Origin of the sequence: Vibrio sp. THAF190c, assembly GCF_009363355.1 — a bacterium.
Lineage (GTDB): Bacteria > Pseudomonadota > Gammaproteobacteria > Enterobacterales > Vibrionaceae > Vibrio > Vibrio fortis_A.
Map to the genome: position 1 here is coordinate 2663019 of NZ_CP045338.1, position 25162 is coordinate 2688180.

Here is a 25162-nt window from a genome sequence, read left to right on the forward strand (position 1 = left end):
AGTGATGACGTTTCTGTTGTCCTTGAAACCTGCGCTCATCCTGCCGACCACTTAGTTAACTAGGCTAACTAAATAATCAAATTTTTACTTGAGAGCCTTATTCAACAATAAGTTCAGCTGATCTATTTCTTGCTCGCTTAACTGGCTCTCTAATGTGTTTGCCATAACCTGATAGATCTTACTCTCTTCCTCTAAGCCCGTTTCAGCTTTTGCTGTGAGTACAACTAGCTTCGAACGTGCATCTTCAGGGCTCGGGCGTCGCTCTACTAACCCTTTTCGCTCTAAGCGCTGTACCATAGTGGTCGCAGAGGGTTTAGTCACTTGCATTTCTTCTGCAAGGTCCGTTAATCGAATGGGCTCTTTAGCCGCCTCAATGACCTTGAGGTAGTCATACTCATTAAAGCTAAGCTGACCAATTGGATCCTCTTTCGATTGCGTTCGCCATATTTTCGACGCAAATCGCTCGATCTTTTCTAGGTTCTCATTCAACACAGTTCTTCGAATAACCCACATTTAATTAGCAATGCTAACTATTTTAATCCAGGTTGATTAAATTGCAATCAGAAAAAGTGTGCCACATAAAAAAGCCGCTCATCAGAGCGGCTTTATTGAAAGCTATTTTGAATAGGACTAATTTACTTTTCTTCAGCTTTTGCTTGTTCTAGCTTAGCCTGCGCAAGGCGCTCTTCCTTAAGGTCCATGAAGATACGACCAAGCTCAAGGAAAGAGTAACGATGCTCTACGTACTCATAAACATTAAATGACACAGCTAGCTTGTAAAGAGAGATCGCGTTCGCATAGTCACCACGCAAATGATAACGCTTACCTAAGTAGAAGTAGGTCTCGGTTAAACGCTGAGCCAACAGTGTGTTATCACGAGTGCCACTCAAGATCGCTTTGAATGCCTGCTCTTCTGAAATTTCATCGAGCATAATCGCAACCAGCACCCAGCCCCATTGCTCATCACGCTCTTGGTAGCGTGATTGCAAATCTTTTAGTGCTTGCTCTGGCGTAAGTTCACTCTGAATGATGTAAAGCCATAGAGCACGGAATGGGTCACTTGGATCATCATTATAGTGCTTAAGCATCTCTTCATTTGACAGCTCGTAACGCTCGCCATAGTAAAGGGCAATAGCGCGGTTACGTTCTGCGTATGAGTTGCTTGGATCAAGCTCTAATGTTGAGTCGAAAGATTCATAAGCAGCATCAAACTCACCCACTTGGGTAAAGTAAACACCCAATAGATTAAAGATGTCAGGTTGTGCCGGATTCAAAGATAAAGACTGATTAAAATCGAGTCGAGCGAGATCACGCAAGCCGACGCTGTCGTAATAGTTGCCGCGTTCAAATAGCATCTTAGCTCGAACGTCATCACCAAGGTCAGGTCTTTGTAACAATTGAGATAAACGAGCTATCTGAACTTCTTGTTGCACACTCGGCTGCAGTGGCACAGCCATAGGTGGGTAGACCCAACGCTGAGCTGAACTGTCCATTGTCGATGCACAACCTGTTAAAACAAGCAGCAGAGACAGACTCGCGGTTTGAAACCATTTCACAAATACTTACTCCTGTTATGACCGCAATAAAAAAGGGAGCGATATGCTCCCTTTATAACATGCTTTGTTAATGATGGGTTAGAAATCACTAAAAAGCGATAGTTCCATCATTTTACTGAGAATTACTCAGCAGCAGGTGCTTCGCCTTCAGCTGGCGTTTCAACTGCTTCTTTCATGCTTAGACGTACACGGCCTTGACGGTCGATTTCAAGAACCTTAACAGGAACTTCTTGACCTTCAGTTAGGTAGTCAGACACTTTCTCAACGCGCTTGTCAGCGATTTGAGAGATGTGTACTAGACCATCTTTACCTGGAAGGATAGTAACGAATGCACCGAAGTCTGCAAGACGCGCAACCTTACCTTGGTAGATACGGCCAACTTCAACTTCTGCTGTGATCTCTTCGATACGACGGATTGCTTCTTTCGCAGCTGTACCTTCAGTTGCAGCAATCTTGATTGTACCGTCGTCATCGATTTCGATAGTTGTACCTGTCTCTTCAGTTAGAGCACGGATAACTGCACCACCTTTACCGATAACGTCTTTGATCTTCTCTGCGCTGATCTTCATTGTATGAATACGCGGAGCGAACTCAGAGATATCTTCACGAGCACCAGAGATAGCTTCATCCATTACAGATAGGATGTGCTTACGTGCACCTTGCGCTTGGTTAAGAGCAATTTGCATGATCTCTTTAGTGATACCTTCGATCTTGATGTCCATTTGAAGTGCAGTGATACCAGTGTTAGTACCCGCTACTTTAAAGTCCATGTCGCCTAGGTGGTCTTCGTCACCAAGGATGTCAGAAAGAACAACGAAGTCGTCGCCTTCTTTAACAAGACCCATTGCGATACCCGCAACAGAAGACTTGATTGGCACACCTGCATCCATAAGAGCAAGAGAAGTACCACATACAGAAGCCATTGAAGAAGAACCGTTAGATTCAGTGATTTCCGATACAACACGTACTGTGTATGGGAATTCATCAACAGAAGGCATTACTGCTGCGATACCGCGTTTAGCCAGTTTACCGTGACCGATTTCACGACGCTTAGGAGAACCTACAAAACCAGTTTCACCAACACAGTATGGAGGGAAGTTGTAGTGTAGTAGGAAGTGATCTTTACGCTCACCAGTTAGCTCGTCGATGATTTGAGCATCACGCTGCGTACCTAGAGTCGCAGTTACTAGAGCCTGAGTTTCGCCACGTGTAAATAGTGATGAACCGTGTGTACGAGGAAGAACACCAGTACGTACGTCTAGCGCACGAACCATGTCTTTTTCACGGCCGTCGATACGTGGGTTACCAGCGATGATGCTGCGACGTACAACTGTCTTCTCTAGATCGTGGAAGATAGTGTGGATTTCTTTTGTGTTCGCTTCAGGGTCTTCAGCAAGTAGTACTTCGTTTACTTCACCAGCGATCTCGTGGATGCGGTCGTAACGAGCCATCTTCTCAGTGATTTGGTAAGCTTCAACAAGTTTCGCTTCAGCTAGCTCGGCGATCTTATTTACAAGTGCTGTGTTCTCTTCTGGAGCAACCCAATCCCAAGCAGGAGTCGCAACTTCAGCAGCAAACTCGTTGATTGCGTTGATCACTGTTTGTTGTTGGTCGTGGCCGTAAACAACCGCTGATAGCATTTCTTCTTCAGTTAGGTTGTCAGCTTCTGACTCAACCATTAGTACTGCAGATTCAGTACCCGCAACAACTAGGTCTAGCTTAGAAGCTTCTAGTTCTGTGTTGCTTGGGTTAAGTACTAGTTGACCGTCGATGTGACCAACACGTGCAGCACCGATAGGACCGTTGAACGGAATACCAGAGATAGCTAGCGCTGCAGAAGTACCGATCATAGTTACGATATCAGGTTGAACATCTGGGTTAACAGATACTACCGTTGCGATAACTTGTACTTCGTTTTTGAATGCATCTGGGAAAAGTGGACGGATTGGACGGTCGATTAGACGAGCCGTTAGCGTTTCACCTTCAGATGGACGACCTTCACGCTTGAAGAAGCCACCAGGGATCTTACCTGCAGCGTATGTACGCTCTTGGTAGTTAACTGTTAGTGGGAAGAAGTCTTGACCTTCAACCGCTTCTTTTTTACCAACAACAGATACGAATACAGACGTATCGTCCATTGTTACCATTACTGCAGCAGTAGCTTGACGTGCAATAACACCTGTTTCTAGAGTTACGGTGTGGTTACCGTACTGAAACGTTTTTACAACTGGTTTTTCAAACATTGTATTTCCTTCATCTAAAGATTGCTCTTTAGAATAAGTGAATGGGTACTCCGCAATGACTAATCGCGACTAGTAAAAAAAGACGAAAAAGAACGACGTATTACGCTCATCTGTTTTTAATAGTCGCGACCTATTGGCCGACATCTGTGACTGTCATTGTTGAGTAAAGTGAAGTGCCAGAGTTTCATAGAATTACTGGCGTGCAAGAGTATAAACTATTTTTCTGACAAGAGACATTTTCAGAGCCAAAAAACGAGTTTACAGCACACATAACGGGTACTTTTCTCTGCGTTGTGACGATATTTCAGACATAAAAAAAGCCTCAGCAATTGCTGAGGCTCTTTCATCAAATTCGAGATTTGATTAGCGACGTAGACCTAGACGCTTGATAAGCTCTTGGTAACGACCAAGATCTTTACCTTTTAGGTAGTCTAGAAGCTTACGACGGCTAGAAACCATACGTAGAAGACCACGACGGCTGTGGTGATCGCCTTTGTGAGCTTTGAAGTGACCTTGTAGGTGGTTGATAGAAGCAGTAAGTAGAGCTACTTGTACTTCTGGTGAACCTGTGTCGCCTTCAGAGCGCGCGTATTCTGCAACGATTGCTGCTTTAGTTTCTGCATTCAGAGACATAATTCTCTCCTGATAAGAGTAGTTTGATATTTGTAGCAGCCAATCTCTGATTCAGCCGCTACGCGAGCCGTGGATTATAGGGAAGTTTGCCTAGTGGTGCAATAACAATCTATCGCGATCTCACTGAACGAAAACAAAAAAGCAGAAGACCTAAATTGGACTTCCGCTTTTCACGACTTATAAGCAAAGATTGCGTTTAATCTTGATTACGCTTGCGGCTCTTCTTCACGGAAAACCACCAAGCGTTTTGGTGCTACGCGACCATCATTATCGATCTGAGCTACACCGACAAACAGCTTCTCTTCGCCACTTGTCATACGCACTGTGCCTTCTGCTGGCGCACCGGCAACTTGAACTGGCATACCGTGTTGAACTAAATCAGTCAGCTCCGCATTCAGGTTCACTTCTGGTAGATCTTCTACTGCGGTGTCCATTGGCATCAACAGTGGATCAAGCAGCTCTTTTGGTGCAATGTCTTGCTGTTGAGCTTGCTCTAGGATCTCGTTCAGTTGCTCTAGCGTAACCATGCGCTCGTATGGGTACTTTGCAACACCGGTACGACGTAACATGGTTACGTGCGCACCACAGCCTAGCATTTCGCCCAGATCGTCAGTGATGGTACGGATGTAAGTGCCTTTTGAGCAGTGCACTTCCATCTCTACTTCATCACCTTCAAAGCGAAGTAGATCGATAGAGTAAACCGTGATCTTACGAGATTCACGCGGTACTTCGATGCCTGCACGCGCGTATTCATACAAAGGCTTACCTTGATACTTTAACGCAGAGAACATGGATGGAACTTGGTCAGTTTCACCCTTGAAGCTCTCAATGCAACGCTCAAGCTGTTCGCGAGTGACATTCACTTCACGAGTTTCAACAACTTCACCATCAGAGTCGGAAGTGTTGGTACGCTCACCTAGCTTAGCGATCACAACGTAGCGCTTATCAGAATCTAATAGAAACTGAGAAAACTTGGTTGCCTCACCTAAACAGATTGGCAGCATGCCTGTCGCAAGAGGATCCAAAGCACCGGTGTGCCCTGCTTTCTCCGCAAAGTAAATACGCTTTACTTTCTGCAGTGCGTCATTCGATGAGATGCCAGTCGGCTTATCTAATAAAATAACCCCGTTAATCGGGCGACCTTTACGACGGCGAGCCATTACTCTTCACCTTCCGAAGTAGACTCATCACGGCCAGCAGCTTGCTGCTTACGCTTGTCTTCGCTTACCACTTCAGACACTAAGTTAGACATACGCATACCTTCAACCAAAGTGTTGTCGTAAGTGAAACGAATTTCTGGCGTTAGGCGTAGACGGATACGCTTACCTAGCATCATACGTAGTTGAGGCTCGTGCTCTTTCAGTGCAGCTAGGCTCGACTCTGGTGTTTGCTCGCCCACACATAGGAAAGTAACGAATACTTTTGCGTAAGCAAGGTCACGAGAAACCTCTACATCAGAGATAGTTACCATACCGATACGTGAGTCACGAACTTCACGTTGTAGCATGATTGCTAGCTCTTTTTGTAGTTGCTGAGACACGCGCTGCGTGCGGCTAAATTCTTTTGACATTTTCTTTTCTCACTTAGAAAGATGGGGGGCTTGGTAATAACCAGCCCCCCATGGTGTATTCAACAACCGATTACCACTTACCTATACCAGTAATGTTAGTAACCTTAGTCAATATGTCGAGTCAGCGGACTAATTAGTCTAGAGTACGCTTAACTTCAACAATTTCGAATACTTCGATTTGGTCACCAACGCGAACGTCATTGTAGTTCTTAACGCCAATACCACACTCGTAGCCATTCTTAACTTCTTGTACGTCATCTTTAAAGCGACGTAGTGACTCTAGTTCACCTTCGTAGATAACAACGTTGTCGCGTAGTACGCGGATTGGGTTGTTACGCTTGATCGTACCTTCAGTAACCATACAACCTGCGATTGCACCAAGCTTAGGCGACTTAAACACGTCACGTACTTGAGCAAGACCGATGATCTCTTGTTTGAACTCAGGAGCAAGCATACCGCCCATCGCCTGTTTCACTTCATCGATCAGTTGGTAGATGATTGAGTAGTAACGTAGGTCTAGGTTTTCGTTCTCAACAGTACGACGAGCTGTCGCGTCTGCACGAACGTTGAAGCCTAGGATGATAGCGTTAGATGCTGCTGCAAGTACTGCATCAGTTTCTGTAATACCACCAACACCAGAACCTACGATGTTCACTTTAACTTCGTCAGTAGACAGTTTCAGTAGAGAGTCTGCGATTGCTTCTACAGAACCTTGTACGTCCGCCTTAAGAACAACGTTAAGCTCAGCAACTTCACCAGCAGCCATGTTAGAGAACATGTTCTCAAGTTTCGCTTTCTGTTGACGTGCTAGTTTCACATCACGGAATTTACCTTGACGGTAGTTCGCTACTTCACGTGCTTTACGCTCATCACGTACAACTGTTGCTTCATCACCAGATGCTGGTACGCCAGAAAGACCTAGGATCTCTACTGGGATAGATGGACCTGCAGATGTAACTTCTTGACCGTTCTCATCGCGCATTGCACGAACACGGCCGTACTCTTGACCACAAAGAACGATGTCGCCCTTGTTTAGAGTACCCGACTGTACAAGTACAGTAGCAACTGGACCACGGCCTTTATCTAGGCGAGATTCTACAACCACACCAGATGCCATGCCTTCTTCTACTGCTGTTAGTTCTAGAACTTCAGATTGTAGAAGGATAGTCTCTAGAAGACCTTCGATGTTAGTACCTTGTTTCGCAGAGATGTGAACGAACATGTTCTCACCGCCCCACTCTTCAGGGATAACGTCGTACTGTGCCAGCTCGTTCTTAACGTTGTCTGGGTTAGCGTCTTCTTTATCGATCTTGTTTACAGCAACGATTAGCGGTACTTCAGCTGCTTTCGCGTGCTGGATCGCTTCGATCGTTTGTGGCATTACGCCATCGTCTGCTGCTACTACTAGAACAACGATATCTGTCGCTTGAGCACCACGAGCACGCATTGCTGTAAATGCCGCGTGTCCAGGAGTATCAAGGAAAGTGATCATGCCGTTTTCAGTTTCAACGTGGTATGCACCGATGTGCTGCGTGATACCGCCCGCTTCGCCTGAAGCAACGTGAGCTTTACGAATGTAGTCAAGTGTAGACGTTTTACCGTGGTCAACGTGACCCATGATAGTTACAACAGGAGCACGTGGAACAGCTTCAGCGTTGTTGTCACGGTCGTTTAGTACCGCTTCTTCTAGCTCGTTCTCTTTACGTAGGATTACCTTGTGACCCATCTCTTCAGCAACAAGCTGTGCTGTCTCTTGGTCGATCACTTGGTTGATAGTCGCCATAGCGCCCATCTTCATCATTACTTTGATAACTTCAGTTGCTTTAACAGCCATTTTGCTAGCTAGTTCAGAAACAACGATAGTTTCACCGATAACAACGTCAGCTTTCGCTACAGATGCTGTCTTATCGAAGCCCTGTTGCATTGAAGTTGGTTTAGCCAGTTTACCTTTACCGCCACGACCACGTTGGTTACGACCACCACGGTTGTTAGTAGCTTGCTTGTCAGCTGGCTTCTTCTTACGACGACGAGGCGCCTTCTCTTCTTTCTGGTCAGCTGCATCTTCCGCTTCACGAGCGTACGTAGAAGTTGTCACATGGTAGTCCGCAGACTTCTCTTGCTCTTGCTTCTTCTGCTCTTCTTCAGACCAGCGTGCTTCGTTCTCTTCTGCTAGTTTACGTGCTTCTTCAACTAACTTCGCCGCTTCAGCTTCAGCTTTACGCTGTGCTTCCTGCTCTTGACGAGCTTTTAGTTCATCCGCTTCTTTTTTCGCTTGTGCGTTAGCGTCTGCATTTTTTGCATTCATGTCTTTTTTAGCCTTATCAGCTTGTGCGCGTTTTGCTTTTTCTTCAGCTTCACGTTTTGCGTCCGCTTCACGTTTTGCCTTCTCTTCAGCTTCGCGCTGTGCTTTCTCTGCAGCTTCACGTTTCGCTTGCTCTTCAGCTTCACGACGTGCTTTCTCTTCAGCTTCACGCTTCGCTGCTTCCTCAGCTTCACGTTTCGCCTCATCTTCAATAGCGCTGCGCTTCACGTAAGTACGCTTCTTGCGTACTTCTACTTGAACATCCTTACTCTTACCGCCTCCAGCGGCAACACTTAGCGTGCTGCGGGTCTTGCGTTGAAGAGTTAAACGAGTCGGTTCTGCTTCACCAGATGTATCACCATGCTCTTTCTTAAGATGCGTTAGTAATGCTTGCTTCTCTGAATCAGTAACTTGATCCGACCCTGTTTTCTTCATGCCTGCATCAGCAAGTTGTTCAATTAAGCGGTCAACTGGCGTACCAATCTCTTCACTCAGTGCTTTAACTGTTAATTGTGTCATACCGCTTTCTCTCCTTGCTGAATTATTCTTCGTCGCCGAACCAACAGATGTTACGTGCAGCCATGATTAGCTCGCCCGCACGCTCTGCAGTTAGGTCTTCAATGCCTTCTAGTTCATCAACGCCTTGGTCAGCTAGGTCTTCTAGTGTTGCTACACCTTTCGCTGCCAGTTTGTACGCCATTTCGCGTTCTAGGCCTTCAAGTGCTAGAAGGTCTTCTGCTGGCTCAACACCGTCAAATGTCTCTTCTTTCGCTAGTGCTAGCGTTGTTAGAGCATCTTTAGCACGGCTACGTAGCTCTTCTACGATGTCTTCGTCTAGACCATCAATTTCTAGAAGCTCGTTTACTGGTACGTAAGCGACTTCTTCTAGCGTAGAGAAACCTTCTTCAACAAGCATTTGAGCGAAGTCTTCTTCGATGTCTAGGTGCTTCATGAAGTTTTCAATAGAAGCAACAGCTTCTTCTTGGTGTTTCTTCTGAAGATCTTCAACTGTCATTACGTTCAGTTCCCAACCAGTCAGTTGAGATGCTAGACGAACGTTTTGACCGCTACGGCCGATAGCTTGCGCTAGGTTGTCTGCTTCAACAGCGATGTCCATTGAGTGTGCATCTTCATCAACGATGATAGAAGCAACATCTGCTGGAGCCATTGCGTTGATAACAAATTGTGCTGGGTTATCGTCCCAAAGCACGATATCGATACGCTCACCGCCAAGTTCGCTTGATACCGCTTGTACACGTGCACCACGCATACCAACACACGCACCTACTGGATCAATGCGCTTGTCGTTTGTTTTCACAGCGATTTTAGCACGAGAACCTGCATCACGTGCAGCACCTTTTAGTTCAATCAGCTCTTCACCGATCTCTGGTACTTCTACGCGGAATAGCTCAGCAAGCATTTCTGGCTTAGAACGAGTGATGAACAGTTGGAAACCACGTGCTTCAGGTGCAACTTTGTAAAGAAGACCACGAACACGGTCGCCTGGACGGAAGTTTTCACGAGGAAGTTGGTCATCACGTAGGATAACTGCTTCAGCGTTGTTACCTAGGTCTAGGATAATAGTATCGCGGTTAACTTTCTTAACTACGCCTGTTACTAGCTCGCCTTCGTTGTCGATGAACTGCTCAACGATTTGTGCACGCTCAGCTTCACGAACTTTCTGTACGATAACTTGCTTAGCAGTTTGAGTCGTAATACGGTCAAATGTTACAGACTCAATCTCGTCTTCGATGAAACCACCAAGTTCGATTGTTTCGTCTTCGAACTGTGCTGCTTCTAGAGAGATCTCTTTTGTTGGATTCTCAACTTCTTCTACAGCTTCCCAACGACGGAAAGTTTCGAAATCACCAGTCTTACGGTCGATCTCTACGCGAACTTCGATTTCGAATTCGCTTTTCTTTTTCGTTGCTGTAGCAAGCGCGATTTCAAGCGCTTCAAAAATACGCTCACGAGGAACTGCTTTCTCGTTAGAAACAGCTTCTACTACCGCCAAAATTTCTTTGTTCATTAATCTAGCCTCTTAAGCTCTTCTCTCAGGGAGAACTAAAATTTAGGGATCAGGTTCGCTTTTGAAATATTGCTGAGGGCGAATTCTTCTTGTTGCCCTTCAACCAATACTGTTACGGTTTCGCCTTCAATAGATTGGATATCACCTTTCCATTTACGACGGTTGCCAACAGCCATTTTCAAAACGATGCTTACCTCGTGACCAATAAATTGTTGGTAATGCTCTGCTTTGAACAGTGGTCTTTCTAAACCTGGTGAAGACACTTCAAGGTTATAAGCCACTGAAATTGGATCTTCAACGTCCATTACGGCACTTACTTGGTGACTTACTTCTGCACAGTCATCCACATTGATACCGTTTGGTGAATCGATGTAAATACGTAGCGTTGAGTGCTCACCCGCACGAATAAATTCTAATCCAACTAACTCATAACCTGATGCTGCTACTGGAGCTTCAAGCATTTCAGTAAGTTGTCTTTCTAAACCAGTCATTTAACCACTCCAGAAACAAAAAAAGGGCTCAAAGCCCAATTTAAATTCCAAGCAAACATTATCTAATAGCATTTACAAATGCTTAGATAACAAAAAACCCCGTATAAGCCGGGGTTTTTGTTGCTGGACCCTTATATACTAAGCGCCTTCATAAAATGAGTTACTGCACTTAGTTCACAGTGAGGTTCACACTGTGCAAACTTGCTACCAATCAAGACTAAATATAGCACTTAAAATTGGTTGCGGGAGCCGGATTTGAACCGACGACCTTCGGGTTATGAGCCCGACGAGCTACCAAGCTGCTCCATCCCGCGTCCGACTTGCGAGCATTATACGCCCAACAAGATGTTTTACAAGTTTGTAAACAATGGTGCCGAGAGAGGGACTCGAACCCTCACACCAAAGGCACCAGCACCTCATGCTGGCGTGTCTACCAATTTCACCATCTCGGCATCAAATCTTTCAGATTATTGTGGAATTTCGTCGCCTTGCGCCGGAACTTCACTCACTGCATCTTCAGCTTGTTGGATAACTTGACCTTGTGTAGGGTCTACCCATTGTGACTCAGTTTTATGTGTAGACATATTACCAAGCACTAAGCTAAGGATAAAAAATGTAGTTGCAAAAATTGCTGTCATTCGGGTTAGGAAATTTCCTGAGCCACTAGCACCAAACACAGTGTTTGAAGCGCCAGCACCGAAAGAGGCTCCCATATCTGCGCCTTTACCTTGTTGAATTAACACTAGGCCAATTACACCAAGCGCTGCCAACAGGTAAATCACAAGTAGAACTGTAAACATTTTTCCACCTATGTTCCAAATTGTTGAGCCAGCGCCGTTAAGTATTGACATAAATTCATGTTATACAAAACAAGGCTAGCGACCTCCTTACTGAAGGCCGAGCAATACTAGCGAATGCGACGTACGCTGACAAGCGGAATTTACCAAAAAATAAGCCTTTGACTAACGAACGCTCAAAAAAAGGGCAAAACGCAATAAAACCTTCTCTAAAGAGAGGTAAAGCGTCGCCCTTTTTACAGTTTTCGTTATTTAGCTACTTTCGTTAATTAGATAAAGGTAACTTAGCAGCTTGCTTTCACTGCTTCGGCAATTTTAAGTGCCGAGTTTTGTACTAGTTCAGCGTCTTCGCCTTCCACCATCACACGTAATAGAGGCTCAGTACCTGATTTACGTAGTAATACTCGACCTTTCTCACCAAGCTCAGCTTCTACTTCAGCAACAGACTGTTTTACTGCATCTGCTTCTAGTGGGTTTGAATCACCACTAAAGCGTACGTTCTCAAGTACTTGTGGGTAAAGCGTCATACCTTGAGACAACTCATTTAATGACATTTCGCTACCAACAACCGATGCCAGTACTTGCAATGCCGCAACAATAGCATCACCCGTTGTTACTTTATCTAGCAGGATCACGTGACCAGAGTTTTCAGCACCGATCTTCCAACCTTTAGCAAGAAGCTGCTCCATTACGTAACGGTCACCCACAGCCGCACGAACAAATGGAATACCTAGCTGTTTCAGGCCATTTTCCATGCCAAGGTTTGTCATTAGCGTACCAACAACACCGCCTTTTAACTCGCCACGACGCAATGCGTCACGAGCAATGATGTAAGCGATTTGGTCGCCATCAACTTTATTACCCAGTTCGTCAACCATGATGATACGGTCACCGTCACCATCAAACGCTAGGCCAAGGTCTGCCTTCTCTTCAACAACACGCACTTGCAGAGCGCGTACATCGGTTGCACCAACTTCGTGGTTGATGTTGGTGCCGTTTGGCTCCACACCCATAGCGATCACTTCAGCACCTAACTCGCTGAATACTGCTGGAGCAATGTGGTAAGTCGCACCGTGTGCACAATCAACAACGATTTTCTTACCTGCAAGGCTCAGCTCTGACGGGAAAGTGCTCTTACAAAACTCAATGTAACGACCCGCAGCATCGTTCAGGCGAGTTGCTTTACCAAGCTCTGCTGATTCAACACACTCGATTTCTTTGTCCAACTCAGCTTCAATCGCCAGTTCAATATCGTCAGGCAGTTTTGTACCTTCAGAAGAGAAGAACTTGATGCCGTTGTCATAGTAAGGGTTGTGAGAGGCAGAGATTACAATACCTGCTTCAGCACGGAAAGTTTGCGTTAAGTATGCAACTGCCGGAGTTGGCATAGGACCAGTAAAAGTCGCTTTCAAACCCGCCGCAGCCAAGCCTGCTTCTAGTGCTGATTCCAGCATGTAACCTGAGATACGCGTATCTTTACCGATGATTACTTTCTTTGTGCCTTGTTTTGCAAGTACACGGCCCGCAGCCCAGCCAAGCTTTAGAACAAAATCAGGTGTGATTGGGTATTGACCAACCTTACCGCGTACACCATCTGTACCAAAGTAACGTCTTTTATTAGACATGTTGTTTTCCTTAATTATATTTCTATCTTTTTTAATGATTGTTATTCATCATTTTAATAATTTGCATTGCTTCCAATGTATCTTCTACATCGTGAACTCGAATGATCTGAGCCCCTTTCATGGCGGCAATCGTAGCACAAGTTACGCTACCAACCATACAATCGGCTGGTTTCTTGTCCAACAATTTAAAGATCATTGACTTGCGAGACATCCCTGCGAGTAACGGCAAACCGAGTGTATGGAACTTATCAAGATGTGCCAGCAGCTGATAGTTATGCTCAAGCGTCTTACCAAAACCAAAACCAGGGTCTAGAATCAGTTTGTCTTTTGATATTCCTGCGGCTTCACACGCTGCGATACGCTCCTGAAGAAAATCAGAAACATCTTGCAATAAGTCATCATAAGTTGGATTGCTTTGCATGGTGCGTGGCTGCCCCTGCATATGCATTAAACAGATCGGCACACCCGCTTCGGCAGCAACGTCAAGGGCACCCGGTTCTTGCAGTGCACGAACATCATTTATCAAATCAGCGCCAGCAGCGACGGCTTGTCGCATCACCTCGGCTTTACTCGTATCAATAGAGATCCAAACATCGTGACGTGCGCGAATGGCTTTAATGGCCGGGATCACTCGCTCAAGTTCCTCTTCAAGCGTTACATCTGGCGCCCCTGGACGAGTCGACTCACCACCGATATCAATAATTGATACACCAGCATCTATCATCTTTTGGGCTTGAGCCAATGCGTTATCAAGCGAGTTGTATTTACCACCATCCGAAAAAGAGTCAGGTGTTACATTTAGAATACCCATCACATGTGAGCGGTCGAGAATAAGCGTCTTGTTGTTTGCTGTTAAGTTCATGAATTCCATTCTTCGCAGGTCATTAGCCTAAAAACAGAAAAACCCTGAGCGAGTACTCAGGGTTTTTATTTACGATTTCCAGATTAAGAATCTTTATTCGCGCTATCTTCAGAGTCCGTTTTCGCTTCTTCAGCTTTCACTTCTTCTTTAGCTTCTGGTTTTGCTTCCGCTTTTGGCTCTTCCTTTGCAGGCTCAGCTTTTACTTGTTCGCCCCAACCAGCAGGCTCACGAATTGTATCTTTACGGTCCATTAGGTCATCAATTTGACCTGCATCGATCGTTTCGTATTTCATAAGCGCATCTTTCATTGCGTGCATGATATCCATGTTCTCTTCAAGGATCTTCTGCGCACGAGCGTAGTTACGGTCAATCAGAATACGAATCTCTTCATCGATAAGCTTAGTGGTGTCGTCAGAAACATGTTTAGTCTGACTTACACTGCGGCCTAAGAATACTTCACCTTCTTCTTCAGCATAAAGAAGAGGACCTAGCTTCTCAGAGAAGCCCCACTGAGTCACCATCTTACGCGCAATATCAGTTGCACGTTCGATATCGTTAGAAGCACCAGTCGATACTTTATCTTTACCGTAGATAAGTTCTTCAGCAAGACGGCCACCGTACAAGCTAGAAATCATAGACTCTAGGTGTTGACGAGACATACTTACACGATCTTGCTCTGGTAGGTACATCGTTACACCAAGTGCACGACCACGTGGAATGATAGACACTTTGTACACTGGATCATGTTCAGGTACTAGGCGGCCAACAATCGCGTGACCCGCTTCGTGGTATGCCGTTGACTCTTTTGTTTCTTCCGACATAACCATAGAGCGACGTTCTGCACCCATCATGATTTTGTCTTTTGCTAGTTCAAACTCAACCATAGATACGTTGCGTTTGTTACCGCGAGCAGCGAATAGTGCCGCTTCGTTAACTAGGTTAGCTAGGTCAGCACCAGAGAAACCTGGAGTACCACGAGCAATCAATGACGGCTCCACATCACCAGCTAGAGGAACTTTGCGCATGTGAACTTTAAGGATCTGTTCACGACCACGTACGTCTGGTAGACCAACCACAACTTGACGGTCGAAACGACCAGGACGAAGTAGTGCTGGGTCAAGTACATCCGGACGGTTAGTCGCAGCGATAACAATAATACCTTCGTTACCTTCGAAACCATCCATCTCTACAAGCATTTGGTTCAATGTTTGTTCACGTTCATCGTGACCACCACCAACACCTGCGCCACGCTGACGACCTACCGCATCGATCTCATCGATGAAGATGATACAAGGTGCCGCTTTCTTCGCTTGTTCGAACATGTCACGCACACGAGATGCACCAACACCAACAAACATTTCTACGAAGTCAGAACCAGAGATAGTGAAGAATGGTACTTTCGCCTCACCTGCAATCGCTTTTGCAAGTAGCGTTTTACCTGTACCCGGAGGACCAACAAGTAGGATACCTGTAGGGATCTTACCGCCCAGCTTCTGGAATCGGCTTGGATCACGCAGGTAATCAACTAGCTCTTTCACGTCTTCTTTTGCTTCGTCACAACCTGCAACATCGGCAAACAACGTTTTGATCTGCTCTTCGCTCATCATACGAGCTTTGCTCTTACCGAAAGACATAGCGCCTTTACCGCCGCCACCGCCTTGCATTTGACGCATGAAGAAAATCCACACACCAATCAGTAAGATCATTGGGAACCAAGAGATGAAGATAGTGCCAAGTAGGCTCTGCTCTTCAGGTGGTGTACCTTGAACTTTTACATTTTGATTAATTAAGTCATCAAGGAGCTTCTGGTCATAAACAGGCATGTACGTAACGTACTTAGCACCACCGCCACGACGTGTGAAAGTGATTTCGCTGTTATTGAACTGCGCCTCTTGAATCTGGCCTTGGCCAACTTCCTGTACAAACGTGGTGTAATCTACTGCTCTGCCGTTACTTTCACCAGGGCCAAAGCTCTGGAATACCGACATCAACACTACAGCAATAACAAGCCACAGAATTAAATTTTTTGCCATGTCACTCAAGGTGTCAGCCTCGCGATAACTAATTGTAATTAAAGGTAGGGTACTACAGTTTGTAACCTGTAGCTATATTGTTAACGCACACTATTTAAGAGAATCGTTAACCTTTGTAACCAGTGGCTACAATAAACACTTCACGGGAACGAGCTCGCGAAGAATCGGGTTTTCTCACTTTAACCGTTTTGAACATCTCACGAACGTCCTTAACGTATTGGTCGAACCCTTCGCCTTGGAATACTTTAACAACAAAACTACCATTGGTAGCTAGAACTTGTCGACACATATCCAATGCTAATTCAACTAAATACATAGCTCTTGGTTGATCTACAGAGTTGTTGCCTGCAATATTCGGAGCCATATCAGACATTACTACGTCCACCATGTCCGGTTGGATCCTATCTAATAGTGCTTCTAGTACCGCATCCTCTCTGAAGTCCCCTTGCAAGAAGCTCACACCTGCGATTGGGTCCATAGGTAATAAGTCACATGCAATGATTTGACCACTGTCACCTACAATCTTAGCAGCATATTGAGACCACCCGCCAGGCGCAGCCCCTAAATCGACAACTGTCATGCCCGGAGACAGCAATTTGTCTTTAGTTTGAATCTCTTCCATTTTGAAGTAAGCACGTGAACGGTAGCCTTTCTTACGGGCTTCATTCGCGTACTTGTCGTCGAAGTGTTCCTTCAACCAACGGCCTGAACTGGCCGAATGTTTCTGTTTGCTCATTGGGTACCTAAATTGGAGGAAAGTACTAATTGCTGAATAAATTATAGTCTTCAGCTTTAGATGGCGTTAAAATAGGTTTTTTCAACCCTAATAGTAAAGAAAATTGGCCGCGTAATGAACCTAAGTACCAAACAAAAGCAGCATCTAAAGGGCCTAGCTCACAGTTTAAAACCTGTTGTGCTAATGGGCGCAAATGGACTTACTGAAGCTGTTCTAGCGGAAATCGAAATCGCTCTAGACCACCACGAACTGATCAAGATTAAAGTTGCATCAGAAGATCGTGAGACTAAACAACTGATTATCGATGCCATTGTACGTGAGACTAAAGCAGAAAAAGTACAAACTATCGGTAAAGTACTTGTGCTGTTCCGCCAGTCTGAAGAGCGTAAAATCGAGATTCCACGTAAGTAAGCTTAAATATCAGGAACAATCTCAAATATCAGAGATAATCTCTTTGTTTAATCACTACGTGAGAAAAGAAAAAGGTCGCAATTGCGACCTTTTTTGCTATCTAGAGACTGATAAATTAGATGTATTCTACTTTATCAATTTCAAAATCTTTCTCACCACCCGGCGTTGAAATCATTACTTCGTCGCCTTCCATCTTACCGATAAGGCCACGAGCGATTGGTGACTTCACAGAGATACGGCCAGTTTTGATGTCCGCTTCATCTTCAGAAACGATTTGGTAGCGAACTTCTTCATCTGTATCCACGTCGATCAGCGTTACAGTAGTACCGAAGATGATCTTACCTGTATTTTCCATCTGTGTAACATCGATGATTTGAGCTACAGATAGCTTGTATTCGATATCACGGATCTGCGCTTCACAGATACCTTGCTCTTCACGAGCAGCGTGGTATTCGGCGTTTTCTTTTAAGTCACCCAGTTCACGAGCTTCACCGATCGCTGCTGAAATGATTGGACGCTGTTTTAGTAAGCGCTCTAGTTCTTCACGTAGCTGCTGTGCGCCACGTACTGTCATTGGAACCTTTTCCATTTTCTACCTCTATGCTGAAAGTTTTCTTCAGCCAAAATAAAGCCACCCAACCTCGTTGGTTAGGTAGTTAGAACAAAACGATTTAGCTTAGTGTAAACAAACTTAGTGGCTAAATCACCTTTATTCAGCGTTGTATTACAAAACCGCTATCTAGGTCTAAATTACATATATCACAAAAATGAATATTAACTTCACAATCAATAAGTATCGAAATAAAAACCTAAAAAAAACAAAAACAAGCAAAAGCCCAAGTTTACGATTAAAAATAAAAACCAAATTAAAACATAAACTTAAAACATAAAAACAGCAATAAAACACTGTTCATTATTTTTATTGATATCATTTTACTAACTTGCGGCGGAACTTTAAGGGTAAAAAGTACCCCACGGATTGCTCTGGCAAGTTTCTAGCTTATGTTCTAAGCCTGATTATGAAGCTTGATTAATACGAGCAATACAAAAAAGGATTCAAATCCTTGATAACAACCTTTATGGACAGTAATTAGGAATTAATAACATGAACAAGACTATGATCGCGCTTGCTGTATCGGCTGCAGCTCTTGCAACTGGTGCTAACGCTGCTGAGCTTTACAACCAAGACGGCACTTCTCTAGACATGGGCGGCCGTGCTGAAGCACGTATGTCTATGAAAGACGGTAAAGTTGAAGACAAATCTCGCATCCGTCTAAACTTCCTAGGTAAAGTTGAAATCCAAGACGGCCTATACGGTGTTGGTTTCTACGAAGGTGAATTCACTACTTCTGACTACGACGGCAACAAAAACGTAAGCGGCGATAACACTATCGACAACCGTTACACATACGCTGGTCTAGGCGGCGCATTCGGTGAAGTAACTTACGGTAAAAACGACGGCGCACTAGGCGTAATCACAGACTTCACAGATATCATGGCTTACCACGGTAACTCTGCAGCAGACAAAATTGCAGTTGCTGACCGTGTAGACAACATGCTGTCTTACAAAGGTCAATTCCAAGACCTAAGCGTAAAAGCAAGCTACCGCTTCGCTGACCGCTCTGAAAATGCAAACGAAGAATATGTAGATAACGGTAAAGATGGCTACTCTCTATCTGGTATCTACGCAATCGGCGCAACTGGCATTAAAGTAGGTGCAGGTTTCGCAGACCAAGATAAGAGCAACGAGTACATGCTTTCTGGCTCTTACACAATGGGCGACCTATACTTCGCTGGTGTATTCACTGACGGTGAAAAAGACTACACAGCAAACACTGGTGACTACAGCAACGCAGGCTTCAACGGTGTAGAAGACTACACTGGTTACGAACTAGCAGCGGCTTACACTATGGGCCAAACTGTATTCACAACTACGTACAACAACGCTGAAACTGGTGGCGACACTTCTGCAGACAACATCGCTGTAGACGCAACTTACTACTTCAAGCCTAACTTCCGTGGTTACGTATCGTACAACTTCAACCTACTGAGCGCTGGCGACAAGCAAGGTACTTCAACTATCTCTAAAGCAGATGCTGAAGACGAGCTAGCTCTAGGTCTACGTTACGACTTCTAATTCTGATTATCTAATTGATTAATTAGTTAATTTCGAATCAAAACGCCCGCTGACTAGCGGGCGTTTTTTATATCTGTATACTGAGATTATCGCCCACGACTCAGCACTCTTATGCGTCTACTCTCTTCTTTGCTGGCTATCAGCTTCACTTGTTCTGCCTCAGCTTATGCGCCTCTAGAAAAACTCCCTGACGGCAGTTCTAGCAGTCTAATCTTGCAATCTTTAAGCGAGAATAAAGTTCAGCTTAGTACCAATACCCAAGGCTACTATCCACCAGCAAGCACACTCAAGCTAGTAACAGCGCTGGCAGCTAAGCTAGAACTTGGAGATAATTTTCATTACACCACCAGCATCGCTCAGTCTGGGAAAGATGCCATCATCCAGTTCAGTGGTGATCCCACCCTGCAACGTGACGACTTAAAAAATATTTTTAATCAGTATGCCCAAAAGCAAAGCAAGACTATTCAGGGCAATCTCTATTTGGATAACTCCGCTTTCACTGGTTACCAACGTGCCGTCGGTTGGCCATGGGACATTCTTGGGGTCTGTTACAGTGCTCCATCAACAGCTATCACGCTTGATAGCAATTGCGCGCAAGCGTCCATCTACACTCAAGACAACGGTAAGACACGAGTTTACATCCCTGTTCACTACCCAGTGGTTGTCTCAACCATTGCTGATACCGTGACCAAATCCGGCCAGAAAGCGACACAGTGTGAGTTAGAGCTTATAACCACACCAGACAATCACTACCAGTTGTCGGGGTGCTTAGTCGAACGCAAAAAGCCACTACCACTGAAGTTTGCGATTCAAAACCCGGAGCTTTACACGCGAGAAGTAACGCAATCGCTGCTCAAAGAATCAGGGCTAACCGTTAAAGGTAACATTATCGTTGGAGCGAAGCCTTCATCTAAACAAGCCAGAGTGGTCGCGAGCCATCAATCGCAGAAGCTACCTGTTTTGCTCGATACCATGCTTAAGAAATCAGATAACCTGATTGCTGATAACCTGACTAAAACTCTTGGTTCTAAGTTTTACGTACAGCCAGGCAGCTTTAATAACGGTACTGAGGCTATAAAACAGATTATACTTACCAAAGCAGATATCGATTTATCCCAAGCACACCTTGCAGACGGCTCAGGTCTCTCTCGTAACAATCGAATGACATCGCAAAGTATGGCTAAGGTATTGCATTACATATGGCAGAACGATGCTGATCTTCAGCTTATCAAGGCGATGCCAACTTCTGGGGTCGATGGCACACTGCGTTACCGTCAGAGCATGCGTAAAGCACCTATCAAAGAGAACCTCATAGCCAAGAGTGGTTCGGTGTATGGGAGCTACAATATGGCAGGTTATGGCCTTGATAAATCAGGTAGACCAAACTCGCTGTTTGTTCAGTTTGTGCGCGATTACTTCCCAAACAAGCAAGACCAAGATAAGCCCGTGGAAGCGCCAATAGTGACCTTCGAGAAGGCGTTTTATCGTGATGTGATTGAATTTAGTCAGAATAAATAAACATAAAAACGGCGCAGTAAGTAAACACTTACTGCGCCGTTTTTTATTGAGAGCTAATTAAAGCGTAGAATCAAGCGATACCAAGAAAGGAATTCACCACCGTAAAGTAGATCCACATACCAGAAATATCGACGATAGAGGCGAGTACTGGGCTCACAAGTACCGCAGGGTCGAGCTTGAACAGACGAGCCACAATAGGCAAACCTCCACCAAGTACCGTCGAAATGGTCACCTGAATAAACAGAGCAACCGCAATCGCAAACGCGATCATGTTAATGTCATAACCACCCGTTGACTGGTTTTCGCTAAACAGCAGAATACGACCAACCATCACTACAGCAATTGCTCCAGCTAAGCAGATAGCCACTCGCAACTCTTTCCAAATTACGCTCAGCCATTGACGCTTTTTGAGTTCGCCCGTTGCCAAGGCTCGAATCACCAGAGTCGCCGCTTGTGTGCCCGTATTTCCCCCAGCAGCCGCAATGACAGGCATGTAAATCGCAAGCAGAACCAGCTGACTGAGAATATCCTCATACTGAGCGATAATCAGGCCAGAAACGATCCCCAAAAGTGCTAGCGCAATAATCCAACCGATACGTTGCCTTACGTGGCTCATCACCCCAGTCGTGAGATAACCCTGCTGAGGTTCAACTTCAGAGTAGATAAGTCCTAATTGGTGAGCTAAATGGCGAGAGCGTTTTTCATAACCCTGCTCTTCTAACTCACTAAGTAGAGCTTGAATAACACTGAGAGAACACTGACCAAGTACCAAGACTGCGTCTTCCAGTGGCATACGATTCAGCAACTCAACTTGCTGCTCACCCGTGTACTGTTGAAAGGCACTCGATACGGCCTGAATGTCTCGTTCAGAGTATAAAGCTTCAATAGATAAAAAAGTGTTGTTCATTACCGTCATGGCGAATCTCCCGATTGGCAAAGGTAACGACCATCAAAACAAGTATCCTACAGCGAGCACTTCAAGAGCATAAAGCTGGGCACACCAAAAGCTTATAATTCTATAACCCAAGCATATATAGCTAAGTGCACCAAGAGCTTAAAGCACTGATGTGTCTACTTGTTAGAATCTAGAGTGTGGAAAAGAATGAGGGGAAACAAAAGGTACCCTACCTGAACGGCAGGACATTAGATCAATACCGAGACAGGTTATTCTTCTCCCTTCAAACTAGGAGGATGGTCGGTATTGTTCATAAAAATCTCCAAAATTACTGTCAGTTCGACAGCGCGCATAGTGTAGCAAGGCCACACAAAATACTTGGTCAACTTTGTGTCAATAAAAAAGGCATCCGTAGATGCCTTTTTACTAACTCATTGAGATTTAATATTACTTGATAGTAATACGAGCAAACTTACGCTTACCTACTTGGTAAACCGCTGTACCCGCTGCAGGTACTAGCTTGCTGTCTTCAATCTTCTCACCTTCGATCTTAGCCGCACCCTGCTTGATCATACGCATCGCGTCAGAAGTCGAGTTTACTAGACCGGCTTCTTTAAGCACGTTAGCGATGGGCAGACCCGCTTCGAATTCAAACTCAGGCATTTCATCTGGCACTTGGTTCTTAGCAAAACGGTTTACGAACTCTTGCTCTGCTGCGTCAGCATCTGCTTCAGAGTGGAAACGAGCAATGATCTCTTTCGCTAGAAGAACTTTAACGTCACGTGGATTCTTACCCGCTTCAACGCCAGCTTTCAGCTCAGCCACTTCTTCAAGCGGACGGAAAGACAATAGTTCGTAGTAGCTCCACATTAGATCGTCAGAGATAGACATGATCTTACCAAACATCTCGCTTGGTGCTTCGCTGATACCGATGTAGTTGTGTGCAGACTTAGACATTTTCTTAACGCCGTCTAGACCTACAAGTAGTGGCATCATGAGTACTGCTTGTGGCTTCTGACCTGCAGCTTTTTGCAGTTCACGACCCATTAGCAGGTTAAACTTCTGGTCTGTACCGCCAAGCTCAACATCGCTCTCTAGTGCAACAGAGTCGTGACCTTGTAGAAGTGGGTACATGAATTCGTGGATAGCGATCGGTTGGCCACCTGCGTAACGCTTTTTAAAGTCATCACGCTCAAGCATACGAGCAACAGTTTGGTTAGAAGCAAGACGAATCATGCCTTCAGCACCAAGGTCTGAAAGCCACTCAGAGTTGAAACGAATTTGTGTTTTCTCTGGGTCTAGGATCTTGAATACTTGCTCTTTGTAAGTTTCAGCATTCTTTAGAACATCTTCACGGCTTAGTGGTGGACGTGTTGAGTTCTTACCAGACGGGTCACCAACCATTGCAGTGAAATCACCGATCAGGAATGTCACTTCATGACCAAGCTCTTGGAAAGCACGAAGCTTGTTAAAGATAACAGTATGGCCTAGGTGGATATCTGGTGCTGTTGGATCAGCACCCAGCTTAATACGTAGAGGACGACCCTCTTTCAGTTTTGCAATCAGTTCGTCTTCTGGAATCAGTTCTTCAACGCCACGTTTGATCTCGGCTAGTGCAGCTTCAATACTCGCCATTCTTGTTCACTCCCACAGATTTGGCAAAAATATAATAGTTAGACATCTTACTTGAATAGCGATGTATTTTGAAACCAGTTACACTATTCAGTCGTCTATTTTCTTAATATTTACTATACGAACCGGAACATGTTGTCTATTTTTGCACGCCTTCCTATATTGCACCGGGTCTTTATTGCATTTTTTAGTGCTGTAATCTTCGTTGCCCTTTTCCTTCTACCCGATGTCAGTTCTCTGCGTGATAAAAGTGACTCTCTAGTTATTGGCAAACATTACCCTCTCACTATCAACGCTGCCGCTCTGGTCAGTAATGAAGAACATGTACCTACAGCGGTACTCAATTGGGAGAAGTACACGGTTCGTTCTGGTGAAAGTACCTCAGTACTATTCGAGCGTATCGGTCTCTCCTATCGACTATTGATTACGCTGCTGAACACCAATAAAGACATCAACAAACAGCTGTCGAACCTTAAGCCAGGTGACGTTTTACAGTTTGGTTTTGATGAAAACAACGACCTGATTCAGCTAAAAAGGCAACTCAGTGCCTTCGAGAGCTTTAAGATCACCAAGTCAGGTGACAGCTACACCTCAAGCTTTGATAAAAAAGAGGTCGCTTACCAATACAACTACGCAGAAGCAGACATCACTTCTAACTTCTGGAACGCAGGCATGAGTGCAGGCTTAACCGCAAACCAAATCATGGAGCTGGCAGGTATCTTTGGTTGGGATATCGACTTCGCGTTAGACATTCGCAAAAACGACAGCTTTAAGATCTTGTATCAAGAAAAAGTGGTTGAGGGTGAAGTGATTGGTCGCGGCAAGATCACCGCTGCGGTTTTCAAGAATCAAGGCGATACCTTTACCGCGATCCTTGATGACAAAACAGGGAACTACTACGACGATCAAGGGCGAGCGATGAAAAAAGCCTTTCTACGCTCCCCAGTCGACTTTAGACGCGTAACATCGAACTTTAACCCTCGTCGTAAACACCCAGTTACCGGTAAAGTACGCCCACACAGAGGCACCGACTATGCCGCGCCTGTGGGTACACCGATTTGGGCTGCCGGCGACGGTATTGTTCAGAAGTCAGGCTACAACCAATTCAACGGTAACTATGTCTTCATTCGACACAGTAATACGTACCTAACCAAGTACCTGCACCTTAAGAAACGCTTGGTAAAAACAGGGCAGCGCGTGAAACAAGGCCAGACTATCGGTACCTTAGGCGGTACAGGTCGTGTTACCGGCCCACACCTGCACTACGAATTCTTAGTGAATGGCGTGCACAAGAACGCTCGTACTGTGAAGCTGCCACAGTCTAAGTCACTGACTGGTAAAGCGAAAGCAACCTTCATTGCTAACTCGAAGCTACGCCTAGAAAAACTAGACCGTTATAGCCAACTACTGGCCACTAACTAACGTTTTCACCTACAGCGTTTAACCTTGTGTAAACCAATACGCAAAACAACATAAACGACAAAGGGCACTCTGAGGTGCCCTTTGTTTTATCTATCGTACCTAGCTTTTACTGTTGAGCTTATACCAATCGTAGTAAATAATTGCTCACCCTAGCTTGTTAAAATGCTCGATAACTGCGTTAGAGTTTTTGATTGTAGAATAACTACTTATCGAAAAATTCTGCCTTGTTCTCAAGCCTTTTTCCTGCGCTATTTTTGATCACTTATTTAC

21 protein-coding genes and 2 tRNA genes are annotated in these 25162 nt (G+C 45.0%); 4 read left to right on the forward strand and 19 right to left on the reverse strand.

What is annotated here, in order from left to right; translation table 11 throughout:
* Nucleotides 1-84: 84 nt before the first annotated feature.
* The 16 genes from FIV04_RS11865 to rlmE form a co-directional block, all read right to left on the reverse strand.
* Nucleotides 85-492, reverse strand: coding sequence for a MarR family winged helix-turn-helix transcriptional regulator (locus tag FIV04_RS11865; protein WP_152469243.1), 408 nt, complete (start codon nt 490-492; stop codon nt 85-87).
* Nucleotides 493-635: 143 nt separating this feature from the next.
* Nucleotides 636-1556, reverse strand: coding sequence for a lipoprotein NlpI (gene nlpI, locus FIV04_RS11870; RefSeq protein WP_152469244.1), 921 nt, complete (start codon nt 1554-1556; stop codon nt 636-638).
* 122 nt (nt 1557-1678) lie between these two features.
* Nucleotides 1679-3799, reverse strand: a complete 2121-nt coding sequence (pnp, locus tag FIV04_RS11875) for a polyribonucleotide nucleotidyltransferase (protein WP_152469245.1) — start codon at nt 3797-3799, stop codon at nt 1679-1681.
* A 363-nt stretch (nt 3800-4162) separates the two neighbouring features.
* Nucleotides 4163-4432 carry a 30S ribosomal protein S15 gene (gene rpsO, locus FIV04_RS11880; protein WP_032551549.1) on the reverse strand — a complete coding sequence of 90 codons (270 nt, stop codon included), beginning with the start codon at nt 4430-4432 and terminating at the stop codon, nt 4163-4165.
* Nucleotides 4433-4638: 206 nt separating this feature from the next.
* A complete protein-coding gene (truB, locus tag FIV04_RS11885) occupies nt 4639-5592 on the reverse strand; it encodes a tRNA pseudouridine(55) synthase TruB (RefSeq protein ID WP_150869219.1) in 954 nt (317 codons plus the stop codon).
* Nucleotides 5592-6002, reverse strand: coding sequence for a 30S ribosome-binding factor RbfA (rbfA, locus tag FIV04_RS11890; RefSeq protein ID WP_032551547.1), 411 nt, complete (start codon nt 6000-6002; stop codon nt 5592-5594). The genes truB and rbfA overlap by 1 nt, the downstream gene beginning before the upstream one ends.
* A gap of 133 nt (nt 6003-6135) precedes the next feature.
* Entirely contained in the window at nt 6136-8823 is a 2688-nt protein-coding gene (gene infB / locus FIV04_RS11895; RefSeq protein WP_150869220.1) for a translation initiation factor IF-2, read from the reverse strand.
* Between the two features lie 22 nt (nt 8824-8845).
* The gene (nusA, locus tag FIV04_RS11900) at nt 8846-10333 is read right to left on the reverse strand and encodes a transcription termination factor NusA (protein ID WP_150869221.1); all 1488 of its coding nucleotides are present in this window, start codon (nt 10331-10333) and stop codon (nt 8846-8848) included.
* Nucleotides 10334-10368: 35 nt separating this feature from the next.
* Complete coding sequence (gene rimP, locus FIV04_RS11905) at nt 10369-10824, reverse strand: ribosome maturation factor RimP (RefSeq protein WP_032551544.1); 456 nt, start codon at nt 10822-10824, stop codon at nt 10369-10371.
* 237 nt (nt 10825-11061) lie between these two features.
* Nucleotides 11062-11138, reverse strand: a tRNA-Met gene (locus tag FIV04_RS11910).
* A 54-nt stretch (nt 11139-11192) separates the two neighbouring features.
* Nucleotides 11193-11276: transfer RNA gene (locus FIV04_RS11915), tRNA-Leu, on the reverse strand.
* A gap of 15 nt (nt 11277-11291) precedes the next feature.
* A complete protein-coding gene (gene secG / locus FIV04_RS11920; RefSeq protein WP_032551755.1) occupies nt 11292-11624 on the reverse strand; it encodes a preprotein translocase subunit SecG in 333 nt (110 codons plus the stop codon).
* Between the two features lie 281 nt (nt 11625-11905).
* Nucleotides 11906-13246, reverse strand: coding sequence for a phosphoglucosamine mutase (gene glmM, locus FIV04_RS11925; RefSeq protein ID WP_152469246.1), 1341 nt, complete (start codon nt 13244-13246; stop codon nt 11906-11908).
* A 31-nt stretch (nt 13247-13277) separates the two neighbouring features.
* Nucleotides 13278-14108, reverse strand: coding sequence for a dihydropteroate synthase (gene folP / locus FIV04_RS11930; RefSeq protein WP_152469247.1), 831 nt, complete (start codon nt 14106-14108; stop codon nt 13278-13280).
* Nucleotides 14109-14191: 83 nt separating this feature from the next.
* A complete protein-coding gene (gene ftsH, locus FIV04_RS11935; RefSeq protein ID WP_152469248.1) occupies nt 14192-16141 on the reverse strand; it encodes an ATP-dependent zinc metalloprotease FtsH in 1950 nt (649 codons plus the stop codon).
* A gap of 106 nt (nt 16142-16247) precedes the next feature.
* Nucleotides 16248-16877, reverse strand: a complete 630-nt coding sequence (rlmE, locus tag FIV04_RS11940) for a 23S rRNA (uridine(2552)-2'-O)-methyltransferase RlmE (protein ID WP_032551539.1) — start codon at nt 16875-16877, stop codon at nt 16248-16250.
* A 114-nt stretch (nt 16878-16991) separates the two neighbouring features.
* Here rlmE and yhbY point away from each other — a divergent pair, with 114 nt between their 5' ends.
* A complete protein-coding gene (gene yhbY / locus FIV04_RS11945) occupies nt 16992-17288 on the forward strand; it encodes a ribosome assembly RNA-binding protein YhbY (protein ID WP_032551538.1) in 297 nt (98 codons plus the stop codon).
* Nucleotides 17289-17403: 115 nt separating this feature from the next.
* Here yhbY and greA read toward each other — a convergent pair whose 3' ends face one another.
* Nucleotides 17404-17877 carry a transcription elongation factor GreA gene (gene greA / locus FIV04_RS11950; RefSeq protein ID WP_032551537.1) on the reverse strand — a complete coding sequence of 158 codons (474 nt, stop codon included), beginning with the start codon at nt 17875-17877 and terminating at the stop codon, nt 17404-17406.
* Between the two features lie 516 nt (nt 17878-18393).
* Here greA and FIV04_RS11955 point away from each other — a divergent pair.
* Together FIV04_RS11955 and dacB are read left to right on the forward strand one after the other, a co-directional pair.
* Nucleotides 18394-19425, forward strand: a complete 1032-nt coding sequence (locus FIV04_RS11955) for a porin (RefSeq protein ID WP_152469249.1) — start codon at nt 18394-18396, stop codon at nt 19423-19425.
* Between the two features lie 111 nt (nt 19426-19536).
* Nucleotides 19537-20943 carry a serine-type D-Ala-D-Ala carboxypeptidase gene (gene dacB, locus FIV04_RS11960; RefSeq protein WP_152469250.1) on the forward strand — a complete coding sequence of 469 codons (1407 nt, stop codon included), beginning with the start codon at nt 19537-19539 and terminating at the stop codon, nt 20941-20943.
* A gap of 70 nt (nt 20944-21013) precedes the next feature.
* Here dacB and FIV04_RS11965 read toward each other — a convergent pair whose 3' ends face one another.
* Together FIV04_RS11965 and tyrS are read right to left on the reverse strand one after the other, a co-directional pair.
* Nucleotides 21014-21859 (reverse strand): magnesium transporter, encoded by an 846-nt coding sequence (locus FIV04_RS11965; RefSeq protein ID WP_152469251.1) that lies wholly within the window; start codon nt 21857-21859, stop codon nt 21014-21016.
* 426 nt (nt 21860-22285) lie between these two features.
* The gene (gene tyrS, locus FIV04_RS11975) at nt 22286-23473 is read right to left on the reverse strand and encodes a tyrosine--tRNA ligase (protein ID WP_032551533.1); all 1188 of its coding nucleotides are present in this window, start codon (nt 23471-23473) and stop codon (nt 22286-22288) included.
* A 129-nt stretch (nt 23474-23602) separates the two neighbouring features.
* Between tyrS and FIV04_RS11980 the strand changes: the two genes are divergently transcribed.
* The gene (locus FIV04_RS11980) at nt 23603-24892 is read left to right on the forward strand and encodes a peptidoglycan DD-metalloendopeptidase family protein (RefSeq protein WP_150893541.1); all 1290 of its coding nucleotides are present in this window, start codon (nt 23603-23605) and stop codon (nt 24890-24892) included.
* The last annotated feature ends 270 nt before the right edge of the window (nt 24893-25162 follow it).

Coding starts and splice junctions, on each gene's coding strand:
- pnp (WP_152469245.1), bottom strand. CDS start 3,799: ATGTTTGAAAAACCAGTTGTAAAAACGTTTCAGTACGGTAACCACACC.
- rpsO (WP_032551549.1), bottom strand. CDS start 4,432: ATGTCTCTGAATGCAGAAACTAAAGCAGCAATCGTTGCAGAATACGCG.
- truB (WP_150869219.1), bottom strand. CDS start 5,592: ATGGCTCGCCGTCGTAAAGGTCGCCCGATTAACGGGGTTATTTTATTA.
- rbfA (WP_032551547.1), bottom strand. CDS start 6,002: ATGTCAAAAGAATTTAGCCGCACGCAGCGCGTGTCTCAGCAACTACAA.
- infB (WP_150869220.1), bottom strand. CDS start 8,823: ATGACACAATTAACAGTTAAAGCACTGAGTGAAGAGATTGGTACGCCA.
- nusA (WP_150869221.1), bottom strand. CDS start 10,333: ATGAACAAAGAAATTTTGGCGGTAGTAGAAGCTGTTTCTAACGAGAAA.
- rimP (WP_032551544.1), bottom strand. CDS start 10,824: ATGACTGGTTTAGAAAGACAACTTACTGAAATGCTTGAAGCTCCAGTA.
- secG (WP_032551755.1), bottom strand. CDS start 11,624: ATGTTTACAGTTCTACTTGTGATTTACCTGTTGGCAGCGCTTGGTGTA.
- glmM (WP_152469246.1), bottom strand. CDS start 13,246: ATGTCTAATAAAAGACGTTACTTTGGTACAGATGGTGTACGCGGTAAG.
- folP (WP_152469247.1), bottom strand. CDS start 14,108: ATGAACTTAACAGCAAACAACAAGACGCTTATTCTCGACCGCTCACAT.
- ftsH (WP_152469248.1), bottom strand. CDS start 16,141: ATGGCAAAAAATTTAATTCTGTGGCTTGTTATTGCTGTAGTGTTGATG.
- rlmE (WP_032551539.1), bottom strand. CDS start 16,877: ATGAGCAAACAGAAACATTCGGCCAGTTCAGGCCGTTGGTTGAAGGAA.
- yhbY (WP_032551538.1), top strand. CDS start 16,992: ATGAACCTAAGTACCAAACAAAAGCAGCATCTAAAGGGCCTAGCTCAC.
- greA (WP_032551537.1), bottom strand. CDS start 17,877: ATGGAAAAGGTTCCAATGACAGTACGTGGCGCACAGCAGCTACGTGAA.
- FIV04_RS11955 (WP_152469249.1), top strand. CDS start 18,394: ATGAACAAGACTATGATCGCGCTTGCTGTATCGGCTGCAGCTCTTGCA.
- dacB (WP_152469250.1), top strand. CDS start 19,537: ATGCGTCTACTCTCTTCTTTGCTGGCTATCAGCTTCACTTGTTCTGCC.
- FIV04_RS11965 (WP_152469251.1), bottom strand. CDS start 21,859: ATGACGGTAATGAACAACACTTTTTTATCTATTGAAGCTTTATACTCT.
- tyrS (WP_032551533.1), bottom strand. CDS start 23,473: ATGGCGAGTATTGAAGCTGCACTAGCCGAGATCAAACGTGGCGTTGAA.
- FIV04_RS11980 (WP_150893541.1), top strand. CDS start 23,603: ATGTTGTCTATTTTTGCACGCCTTCCTATATTGCACCGGGTCTTTATT.